This window comes from Allocoleopsis sp., assembly GCF_036703385.1.
Lineage (GTDB): Bacteria > Cyanobacteriota > Cyanobacteriia > Cyanobacteriales > Coleofasciculaceae > Allocoleopsis.
The window spans coordinates 1-9,578 of sequence record NZ_DATNPA010000620.1 but is presented as its reverse complement, the minus strand read 5'-3'; the positions used below and the strand labels follow the sequence as shown (position 1 = coordinate 9,578).

11 protein-coding genes are annotated in these 9,578 nt (G+C 45.3%); 4 read left to right on the top strand and 7 right to left on the bottom strand.

The features are described from left to right. Window positions 1-172: Tex-like N-terminal domain-containing protein (locus tag V6C93_RS29735; protein WP_333480291.1), on the bottom strand; the 172-nt coding region annotated here is incomplete at its 3' end. A 182-nt stretch (window positions 173-354) separates the two neighbouring features. Between V6C93_RS29735 and V6C93_RS29730 the strand changes: the two genes are divergently transcribed. Beyond that, window positions 355-891 carry a Uma2 family endonuclease gene (locus V6C93_RS29730; protein WP_333480290.1) on the top strand — a complete coding sequence of 179 codons (537 nt, stop codon included), beginning with the start codon at window positions 355-357 and terminating at the stop codon, window positions 889-891. A 601-nt stretch (window positions 892-1,492) separates the two neighbouring features. Beyond that, window positions 1,493-2,554, top strand: coding sequence for a ribosome small subunit-dependent GTPase A (gene rsgA, locus V6C93_RS29725; RefSeq protein ID WP_333480289.1), 1,062 nt, complete (start codon window positions 1,493-1,495; stop codon window positions 2,552-2,554). Window positions 2,555-2,715: 161 nt separating this feature from the next. Here rsgA and V6C93_RS29720 read toward each other — a convergent pair whose 3' ends face one another. From V6C93_RS29720 to remA, 3 genes are all read right to left on the bottom strand, one after another. Further along, entirely contained in the window at window positions 2,716-3,210 is a 495-nt protein-coding gene (locus V6C93_RS29720) for a DUF4385 domain-containing protein (RefSeq protein ID WP_349262880.1), read from the bottom strand. A 71-nt stretch (window positions 3,211-3,281) separates the two neighbouring features. Then, a complete protein-coding gene (gene gmk / locus V6C93_RS29715; protein ID WP_333480287.1) occupies window positions 3,282-3,842 on the bottom strand; it encodes a guanylate kinase in 561 nt (186 codons plus the stop codon). Window positions 3,843-3,860: 18 nt separating this feature from the next. Next, window positions 3,861-4,127: an extracellular matrix/biofilm regulator RemA gene (gene remA, locus V6C93_RS29710; protein ID WP_333480286.1), complete on the bottom strand. Its 267-nt coding sequence runs from the start codon at window positions 4,125-4,127 to the stop codon at window positions 3,861-3,863. A 478-nt stretch (window positions 4,128-4,605) separates the two neighbouring features. On the opposite strand from remA, the gene V6C93_RS29705 reads away from it, so the two are divergent. Together V6C93_RS29705 and V6C93_RS29700 are read left to right on the top strand one after the other, a co-directional pair. After that, the gene (locus V6C93_RS29705) at window positions 4,606-5,352 is read left to right on the top strand and encodes a choice-of-anchor W domain-containing protein (protein WP_333480285.1); all 747 of its coding nucleotides are present in this window, start codon (window positions 4,606-4,608) and stop codon (window positions 5,350-5,352) included. A 215-nt stretch (window positions 5,353-5,567) separates the two neighbouring features. Beyond that, a complete protein-coding gene (locus V6C93_RS29700; protein WP_333480284.1) occupies window positions 5,568-7,418 on the top strand; it encodes an Rqc2 family fibronectin-binding protein in 1,851 nt (616 codons plus the stop codon). A 177-nt stretch (window positions 7,419-7,595) separates the two neighbouring features. On the opposite strand, the gene V6C93_RS29695 is transcribed toward V6C93_RS29700, so the two are convergent. From V6C93_RS29695 to V6C93_RS29685, 3 genes are all read right to left on the bottom strand, one after another. Then, window positions 7,596-7,997: a response regulator gene (locus V6C93_RS29695; RefSeq protein WP_333480283.1), complete on the bottom strand. Its 402-nt coding sequence runs from the start codon at window positions 7,995-7,997 to the stop codon at window positions 7,596-7,598. A gap of 158 nt (window positions 7,998-8,155) precedes the next feature. Next, on the bottom strand, window positions 8,156-9,010 hold the full coding sequence (gene purU, locus V6C93_RS29690; protein ID WP_333480282.1) for a formyltetrahydrofolate deformylase: 855 nt from the start codon (window positions 9,008-9,010) through the stop codon (window positions 8,156-8,158). A gap of 99 nt (window positions 9,011-9,109) precedes the next feature. Beyond that, window positions 9,110-9,475, bottom strand: a complete 366-nt coding sequence (locus V6C93_RS29685; protein WP_333480281.1) for a hypothetical protein — start codon at window positions 9,473-9,475, stop codon at window positions 9,110-9,112. Window positions 9,476-9,578 lie beyond the last annotated feature (103 nt).

Sequence of the window (9,578 nt, the reverse complement as noted above, 5' to 3'; positions counted from 1 at the left end):
ATCTCTCCGAGAGGTCACGCAGTTGGACTTCATCAAGGGAACCAGTACGCTCTTTACGATATCGCGCAATGAAGGGAATGGTGGCACCCTCAGCGAAGAGTTCGAGGGCACTTTGCACCTGAGAGGGGGTGAGGGAAAGCTCCTTTGCCAGGATTTGAGGGATGTTCAGCATCGGGTCTGTGTTCGTCTACCTATTACAGGATAAGCACAGGAGTGAGGAATTGACCTCTGTAGGGGCGAGTTGACAGAAAAATTCAGGTCAGCGAGCGAACACTGTTGTACAAAATCCGCCCTACAACCCCTAGTTGAGTCATGATGCAAGATAGGAGTCCAGTTCCCACCGAGTAGAGCAATATGATAACTGCTACTGTAACTGAAAGCCTCTCTTTAGAAGACTTTCTGGCTAATCCCCCTGAACACATGGAGTGGGTGGATGGGCAACTCGTGGAAAAAACAGGAATGACGGTAAGGCATAGTCTGATTCAGTCCAGGTTGGACTGTTACTGGAGAAATTACAAAAATAAGAGTGGGCAAGGAGGAGAGGTTTTTGTAGAACTCCCTTGTCGAACTTTAAAGCAGGGGCGTCGTCCTGATGTGGCTTATCTTACTGCTGAGTTACTAGCGCAGTTTAGTGAGGCATCTGCATTGCCGCAGAGTCCGCCGCTAGTTGGTGAAATTGCTTCTCCAGATGATTCCGCCGAGGAGTTGTTTGCCAAAGCTCAAGAGTATTTGGAGTCAGGTTGTCAGGAAGTTTGGCTCGTGTTTCCTGAAACTCGACGGATTTTGGTACTAACTCAGGGACAAATGTTAGGGTTTAACGTTGGTGATGTGGTTAGGACGCAATTAGTTCTTCAGGGATTTAGTGTCGCAGTAGATGAGTTTTTGGCTTGAAGCTTGCGTGAAGCTATAAAAACTTCTGGGGTATTGTCGGCGTAGAAGCGATCGCATCCAGAAGTACCGACTTCTTTGCTTCTAGCTCATTCAGATTAGGTAAATCTCACGAACAACTTGTGCAGATATATTTTGTTGAGGAGCCGCTACATTTTTTTACAGGCGTTTGAAGCTGGCTCTAAATTCGTTAAATCAAAGGATATATAGTTAATGACGATACCTGATTATAAGAGCATAATGCTTCCCTTGCTAGAGTATGCCGACGATGGGAAAGAACACTTTGCTCGAATAACAACGGATTCATTAGTACCCCTTATCTAGCGATCGTAGTTTGACCGGAAAGCGCAATGGCATACATGTAGTTTTTTTGTAGTATAATGAGATTGAAGCAATCAGTGGAAAGAAAACTGATTAAAACCTCTAGAACTTAAGGAGGGAGACTATGTCTGAGATTGTAGCGATTTATACCACCATGCCCATTAAGACACAACTCCAGGCAGTTACAGAGGTTTTTGTGCGATCGTGCGTATTCAACAAATGAAACCAAAATTCCTCTGTGCTGCTTGCTTGAAACGAGCAATACACATCGAGGAATCTTTCAATGAACTTAAAAGGGTTAGGCTGGAACAGTTTTTTTGCTAAAAACTTTGACAGTCATTGGCAAGAGGGCTATACCGTTGGTCGAGTAGTTCTTGAGCATAAAAATACCTACATCCTCTACACAGAAAATGGGGAACTCTCAGCAGACGTTACAGGCAAAATGCAATACCGTGCATCTGGACGCCAAGATTTTCCCGCAGTAGGAGATTGGGTAGTGATTAGTATCAGACTCACTGAAAAGAGAGCAACGATTCATGCTATTTTACCAAGAAAAAGCACATTTTCGAGGAAAACAGTAGGCGCTAAAACGGAAGAACAAATTATTGCCACCAACATCGATACGGTATTTTTGGTTTCCGGGTTAGATCGAGACTTCAATCCTCGCAGAATCGAACGCTACCTGCTGCTAGTTTGGGAAAGTGGTGCTAATCCGGTCATCATCTTGAACAAGGCAGACTTGTGTGATGATATTGAAGGATGCCGAGAAGAAGTAGAAACTATTGCTCTCGGAGTACCCATTATTGTATTGAGTGCTGTCAACAACCAAGGGCTAGATGCCTTGACTCCTTACCTGAGTAAAGGACAAACTGTCGCCTTGTTAGGGTCTTCCGGAGTCGGTAAATCAACTATTACCAATCAATTAGTTGGTAAGACAGTACAAGCGGTTCAAGAAGTCCGTCAAGGGGATGACAAAGGGCGACATACCACAACTCATCGAGAATTAATTCTCTTGCCCTCTAGTGGTTTGCTCATCGATACTCCGGGAATGCGGGAAATCCAAATTTGGGCGGGAGATGAGAGTTTACAGGAAACCTTTGCAGATATCAAGAACATAGCGCTGCAATGTCGTTTTCATGATTGTAAACATGAGCAGGAACCGGGTTGTGCAGTGCGACATGCCCTTGAAAATGGCACTCTCGACTACCAACGTTTTTTGAATCACCAAAAACTACAGAAAGAACTCAACTACCTGACCAGAAAACAAGACCAAAAACTGTATCTAGCTGAGAAGAAGCGGTGGAAAAAAATCACTAAGTCTCTGCGAACTATGAAGAAACAGTAGCTCTCTTGCTGTCATTCAAAAATCTCTACTATATGGGGGGAAAGGTGAAGGGGAAAACGGGAAAGTATCGTTCCCTTGGGTCTTTTCCCTACTTTTGCAAGAAGTCAAGTGATTGGATGTGTGCCCGGTAGGGCGGGCAGAGCCCATCCTGTCCACTCATCTTAATCTTGCTCGTACATTTCTTGATGCTTTTTTAAAAGCTGTAGGTACTTCTCATTCGTCTTGGCTTGTATCCATTTCTCCTTAAAGATTTCCGCAGATTCCGCTTTTACCGGATCTACTTCATTGGGCAAAATATCTTTTCTGGCTTTAGCTTGAGCTTCTGCCGAGCTTTCTTTTTGAGGATTCTTATTGTATTTTCTGCCGCTCTTATGATTGGCGTATCGGCGCGATCGCGTATAACCCATTTGTAAAAACTTCCGAGCCATATCCGCACCGACAAAATCATCCTGATGGAGATAATCCAGAAACATGCTGTAGATTTTCTCGCTAGATTCCCTTGCTATCTCCGGAGTTTTGAAGCGCCAATAGGGAATAATTTCGGATTTATAGGGTTCTACCAACAGCACTCCCTGTTCGCCCTTACCGACTCGATAAAGTTCAGGAGAAGAGCGAAAATCGATAGACTTAAAATCTAAAGTGTAATCAAAGGCCATGACTAATTGTTGCATTCCGAATGCAGCAACTTATGGATGAAACTATGGGTTAGGGTGTGAGGTGAGCTGACTTAGTGTGTCTGTGCGAAAATTGCAGCTTCGAGGTGGAGAAGGGCTGATTCTAGGTCATCGTTGACCATTTGTACATCGAATTCATCAGCCGCCTCAATTTCCGCTTGAGCGCGAGTTAGACGTCGAGCGATCGCTTCCTCACTATCCTGACCGCGATCGCGAATTCGCCGCTCTAGTTCAGCTAAGCTTGGCGGCAAAATAAAAATTCGTAGCGCAGCCGGGAAGGTTTGCTTGATTTTCCGAGCACCCACGACTTCAATTTCTAAAATAACCAAGCGACCCTGTGCAATTTGCTGATCGACTTGCAAACGCGGAGTCCCATAACAGTTACCCGCAAACTCGGCCCACTCCAGGAACTCGCTGGCTGCCACCATTCGTTCAAATTTTTCCCGACTGACAAAGTAATAATGTTGCCCGTCAATTTCACCGGGACGAGGTTGGCGTGTCGTCGCCGAGATGGAAAAATATAGTTCTGGGTGACGTGCTAAGAGGGAACGCAGCAGCGTCCCTTTACCAACGCCACTAGGACCGGTTACTACGATGAGTTTGCCTGCTTGCATTCTGAGTGCAAAGATAGTTCAACTAGGATTGCTTTGACCATCTTTGCTGATTACGAAGCGATGAGCAACCGTTTCCGGTTGAATTGCCGAGAGAATGATGTGGCTCGAATCTGTAATAATTACAGCTCTAGTACGACGACCGTAGGTTGCATCGATGAGCTGTCCGCGATCGCGTGCATCGGTAATGATCCGCTTGATGGGGGCAGACTCTGGAGACACAATCGCAACGACTCGGTTTGCCGACACGATATTACCAAAACCGATATTAATCAGCTGAATGTCCATGAAGAACTAGCGGTGAGAGCCGCATAAGGAGCGATTTTCAGGATTCAATTTCCATGTTATCCACAATAATTTAGCCTTACAAGGCTAAATTCCACAGAAAATCCTGATTTTAGCTTTTATTTTCCTTGATTTCCCTGTTTTGCAGAAACAGTCTGGAGGTAGATCTGTGTGCTACATCTTGCTCTCCTTCTTCGCTCAACAGATGTTGCTTCTTGTGCATAACCAACCCAAGAAGGCTGTTGTTGTATGTCGGCTTCGCTACAAACCGCGATAATCTTAATTATAATTTTATAAAAATTCACTTAAAATAAAGCTTTTGTAAAACTATATCGCTGGTAACCTCGATGAACAAAAACAAAGTTTATGCTGACAAGAGAAAAATGGGAAAGAGAATCGACAATAAAAAATATCTAGAAATTTTATTCACAAATTTTTCACAGATTTAAGCTGAGATAAAAAATAAGAATTTGCAGTTTGGGTGCCAAAACAACGTAAAAGTATGGGTGTACGTCAGTCATTTTTTACAATCGCTCTCGCAACGCTTGGGCTATCTCTGTCACCCGTTGCTGCTCATGCTATCGGTTTTAGTACAGTATCTTCGGAAGCTGAGCTGGAAAACTTGATGAGTCAACCTGCCTTTGTAGCTACGGGTCAGTTTGGAAGCATTGTGTGGAATAACAATGACCAAACGGAGAGCCAAGTTGATTTTGACTGGGTTAATGGGGAGAAGCAACCTTTTTCCATCAGCTACGATGGTTCAACGATTAGATATACGGTTGAAGGTAAAAGCTTAGAAACTCAAACCGAAGGATTTTTCAAAGATATATTTATATTCACACAAGCCACCGAAGACTACAGCCGTGTAGTTCTTAATAACTTGCGGCTGACAGACTCGGACACAGCTCTATCAATTTCGGGAATTGCTGCCTCATCTCCCTATAAGGCGGTAAATATTTTTTGGATTCAGGATATTAAAAAGGGTTTTACTCTGACCGGGAATGCCCTACTGAGTTGGCTGAACCAGCCACAAAACCCAGTTAACCTGGCGTATCAAATTCGAGTGGGCAATGTAGAAGCCGCAACAGATGCTCCCGATGTTAATCAAGGCCAAACAGCTCCTGTAAATTCTCCAACACCAGCACCAGAGACAGAAACAGGCACAGGAATGGATTGGTTTCCCTGGTTCCAGGGTACTGGCTCAGAACGCTATTGCAGTAGCCATTAGTGCAGCGTGGTGGAAATAACTATGCAGTTGAAAAAGGTTAAAAAGCTTACTTTACAAGCAATATTCCTTCTACCTCCGGCCTTCTGCCTTCTGCCTTCTTGCAGTAGGCAGCCGACCCTATCAAACGAGTTCGGTAAACCCCTGCTAAGGTCTGGCCTCGATCTGAGAGGATAGAGAGGTGTTGATGCCTGATGTGATTACCGAGAAGACAGCTTGTGCAACCGGTTGACTTTACCACCTTAACAGCGGCTTGTGCTGAGCTGCATTCTGACTGGGTACCAGGACGGATGGAGCAAGTTTATCAGCGCGATCGCTACACGATTTCGCTCTGCTTGCGCACCCTAAAGGGTCGGGGTTGGCTGACGATTTCTTGGCATCCCCAAGCCGCCCGAATTGGCATGGGTGACCCGCCCCCCCGGACGCCCGATACCTTTACCTTCAGTGACCAACTACGCCACCAGTTAGGTGGACTTGCTCTAGTCGCCATAGACCTGATTGCACCTTGGGAGCGCGTGCTAGACCTACAATTTGCCCGACGCCCCGGAGATCCAGTGAGTTATCACCTCTACGTCGAAATTATCGGCAAATACAGTAATGTCATCCTGACGGGTGCTGACAAGTTGATTATCACGGCTGCCCATCAAGTGAGCTCCCAACAATCCAGCGTCCGTCCCATTCAAACCGGTCAGCCTTACGAAACACCTCCCGCTCTCATCGGTACAGCTCCTAGTTTGAGTGAATCCCAACAGCGTTGGCAAGAACGAGTCAGTTTAGTACCGGGCACATTGCAGCGTCAGCTACTCAAAAGTTACCGAGGTTTAAGTCCAGCTCTGGTGCGATCAATGGCGCAAGCGGCTGAACTAGACCCGAATCAATCTACCGAGAGCATCAGCGCCTCCGATTGGCAACGGTTGTTTCAATGCTGGCAACAATGGTTGCAAACTCTGAGGATTGGGGATTGGGAAGAAGGGTTGAAAGTTGGCAAGTTGTTAGGCAAGGGGGACAAAGCTCCAGTTGAAAGTTCTAACCTAGGCGTCGCATTCGCTCCAGGAGTACAACCTTATAACTTTCAACCGGGCTGGACAGACCAGGGCTATACAGTAATGGGTTGGGGTGCGATCGCACCCGCCAAAAATATCCAAACCTTACTTAAGGATTACTACACCGCCGAGCTAAATCAGCAGGAATTTATCCAGTTACATCACCAACTTAGTCAGAAACTAGGCAATATCCTCGAAAAATTGCGTCAGAAAGCGTCTATTTTTGAAGAACGCTTGCACCAATCTGACCAAGCGGACCAATATCGGCAACAAGCAGACTTGCTGATGGCGCACCTCCAGGATTGGAAACCGGGGATGAAATCGATCACACTCGCTGACTTTGATACCCATCAACCCGTTACGATTCCTTTAAGCCCAGAGAAAAACGCCATCCAAAATGCCCAAGCCCTTTATAAACGCCACCAAAAGCTCAAACGCGCTCGCAATGCGGTTGAGCCATTACTGCAAGAGGTGCAGGAAGAACTTCAGTATTTAGAGCAGGTAGAAGCATCCTTGACTCAGGTAGATACTTACAACTCTTCAGAAGATTTACAAGCACTACAAGAGATTCGCGAGGAACTCATTCAGCAACGATATCTAGACTCTCCAGATCATCGGAGTCGAGAGGCCACAGATGTTTCTAAGCCCTACCGCTATCGAACCCCAGGGGGCTTTGAATTATTGATTGGTCGCAACAACCGACAGAATGACCAGCTGACATTTCGGACAGCGGGAGACTATGACCTGTGGTTTCATACCCAAGAGATTGCCGGTAGCCATGTTCTACTTCGCTTAGAGCCAGGAACTGTTGCCGATGAAACCGATTTGCAGTTTGCTGCCGATCTTGCCGCTCACTATAGTCGGGGGCGTCAGAGTGACCAAGTTCCAGTGGTTTACACGAAACCGAAGTACGTCTATAAGCCCAAAGGTGCTAAACCCGGCATGACAGTTTACAAACATGAGCGAGTCCTCTGGGGGCAGCCTCAAAAGGGCAGCAACTATCTTATGAGAGATGTTATTCCGTAAGGATGTAAATTTTTTTTACAAGAAAATCGTATTTTCTGTTACAATAAATAAATACAGAAGTCTTCCCGCTGCCGATTGGGAACGTGCAGCTTGGATTTCCTCAATGTAGAGCGACAAAAATATTCTTAGTTGTATTAGACTAGCTGCGGTTACAGCTGGTCTTTTTTGTAGCCTGGATTAGACGCTTTCTACTGAAGTTAGCAGAGCTGCCCCCCGGCTGCGTAAAAGCTGATTGACCGTATCGATTAGATGTTGAGGGTGGCTTTGCTTAGACACGTAAGCCTCAGCACCTTGCTTGCTACCCCAGTAAAAATCAAAATCTTCGCTCTTGGCAGTGAACATGACCACAGGTATGTTCTGTGTACTCTGATTTTTTTTGAGCCAACGACAAACTTCGTAGCCGTTCATTTCAGGTAAAACGATGTCCAAAATCACCAGCGAAGGAGAAAAAGACTCAATTTTTTTGAGAGCTTCGACTCCATCACTGGCAATCATGACATCGAAACCATTCATCAACAGCATTTTCGAGATGACTAGCTGTAGCACACGATCATCCTCTACCAGCAGTATTGCCCCCATATTAAAAACCTTGACTTAGTTTGTGGCTCACTTTTGTAATCTTAGGAAAGCGCTTGTGCAGATTTTGTGAAAACAGGGAGCAAAAAAATGAAGATTCAGTGAATGCCTATAAGGCAAAGGCTTTCACCAAATTATTTCTCTAATCCGGTGAACTGTTTTCAAGCAAATACTACTGTGCGATTGCTATAAACCAATACTTGATGACGCAAGTGTAAGCGTACTGCTCTTGCTAAAACAACTCGCTCTAAGTCCTTGCCTTTACGAATTAGGTCAGCCACGCTATCCCGGTGGCTGACTCGTACTACATCCTGCTCGATAATCGGGCCGGCATCCAGTTCCGGCGTGACATAGTGAGCTGTAGCGCCAATAATTTTAACCCCTCGTTCATGAGCTTTGTGGTAGGGTTTAGCACCAGCAAAGGCCGGGAGAAAGGAGTGATGAATATTGATAATTTGAGGGAATTTTGCAATAAATTCTTGGCTGAGAACTTGCATATACTTCGCTAGAATCACCAGGTCAATGTTGTACTGGTGTAAAAGTTCCAACTGTTTGGCTTCCTGCTCAGCTTTGTTTTCTTTAGTAATGGGGATGTAGTGAAAGTCTGCTCCAAATTGCTCTCCTACCGCTTTAAGATTAGGGTGATTGCTAATAATTAATGGAATGTCGGCGGAAAATTCTCTTGCCTGTTGCCGCCAGAGCAAGTCTACTAGGCAGTGGTCTTGTTGGCTTACCCAGATGGCAATTCGAGGGGTGGTGTCACAAAAGTGAAGCTGCCATTTCGCTTGTAGGGGTTGTGCGATCGCATTAAAAGCAGGGCCAATCAATTCACGCGGCAAATTGAACCCATCGAGTTGCCATTCGATGCGAGTCAGGAACAAACCAGCGGCAAAATCTGTATGTTGATCAGCATGGATAATATTGCCGCCGTTGGAGTAGATAAAATTAGCAATTTTGGCAACAAGTCCTTTTTGGTCAGGGCAAGAAATCAGTAGCGTCGCAGTGGAAGCTGTCATGATTGGGAGTATTAAAACTGTTGCAGAAGAGGAACTAAGTTAAACAACCAAATTTTCTGTAGAATGCTCTTCTCAAGTCAGGGGAGCGTAGATAGTTCACTATTCTAGGAAGTTATGTAGAATTTCGTCTGGTTCATCCTCCGCATCCTCAAAGTCAGTACTTCCGAACGTGGGCTCCACGCTGTTAACAGATATTGTTCTAGATGCTTCGCTTGGAGCCCAACTCGCAAGGATTTGGCTCAGTTGTGTGACTTGCTGCCCTAGATGAGTAACTTTATTCTCCAGCGCCTCTAATTTCTCGACCGTCGCATAGCGTTTAAATTCATTGTCTTTCTGAAAGAACTGAGATAGGATTTCAACTACACTATCAGAGGCTGCCTCGAGCTGTTGTTGCTTTTGATAGGTAATAAGGGTTTGGTAGAGTTCGTCTGGCAGGTAGACACTAACCTTTTTATAATTAACCATGATTTATGCTTTAGAAAATTGATCGCACTAATTATGATTATGATTGTCCTGTACGCTGCGCCACCAGCGACGTGTGGGTCAACTATCTTGACATTGACAGCAA

Excerpts from the sequence above, each read along its gene's own strand:
- remA (WP_333480286.1), bottom strand. The coding sequence starts at position 4,127 with ATGGACATTCAGCTGATTAATATCGGTTTTGGTAATATCGTGTCGGCA.
- V6C93_RS29730 (WP_333480290.1), top strand. The coding sequence starts at position 355 with ATGATAACTGCTACTGTAACTGAAAGCCTCTCTTTAGAAGACTTTCTG.
- rsgA (WP_333480289.1), top strand. The coding sequence starts at position 1,493 with ATGAACTTAAAAGGGTTAGGCTGGAACAGTTTTTTTGCTAAAAACTTT.
- gmk (WP_333480287.1), bottom strand. The coding sequence starts at position 3,842 with ATGCAAGCAGGCAAACTCATCGTAGTAACCGGTCCTAGTGGCGTTGGT.
- V6C93_RS29720 (WP_349262880.1), bottom strand. The coding sequence starts at position 3,210 with ATGGCCTTTGATTACACTTTAGATTTTAAGTCTATCGATTTTCGCTCT.
- purU (WP_333480282.1), bottom strand. The coding sequence starts at position 9,010 with ATGACAGCTTCCACTGCGACGCTACTGATTTCTTGCCCTGACCAAAAA.
- V6C93_RS29685 (WP_333480281.1), bottom strand. The coding sequence starts at position 9,475 with ATGGTTAATTATAAAAAGGTTAGTGTCTACCTGCCAGACGAACTCTAC.
- V6C93_RS29695 (WP_333480283.1), bottom strand. The coding sequence starts at position 7,997 with ATGGGGGCAATACTGCTGGTAGAGGATGATCGTGTGCTACAGCTAGTC.